1 protein-coding gene is annotated in these 234 nt (G+C 64.1%); it reads right to left on the minus strand.

The window, feature by feature from the left end:
* On the minus strand, window positions 1–234 hold a 234-nt coding region (locus KPG66_RS17185), incomplete at both ends, for an AMP-binding enzyme (protein ID WP_442929466.1).

Here is a 234-nt window from a genome sequence, read left to right on the forward strand (position 1 = left end):
GGTGCGCAAACGCGTCAGCGCTGGGTGCCGGCAATGCGCGCCGATCCAGCTTGCCGTTCGGTGTCAGCGGCAATGCATCGAGTCGCACGAATGCACTGGGCACCATGTACTCGGGCAACGCGGCCGCCACATGCGTGCGCAACGTGCCCGCTAACGCGTCATCAGGATCGGCCACCACATACGCGACTAGCCGTTTATCTTGGCCTTCGCCTGTTGCCAATACCACCGCGTCGC

The organism is Mycetohabitans sp. B2, assembly GCF_021733735.1.
Classification (GTDB): Bacteria; Pseudomonadota; Gammaproteobacteria; order Burkholderiales; family Burkholderiaceae; genus Mycetohabitans; species Mycetohabitans rhizoxinica.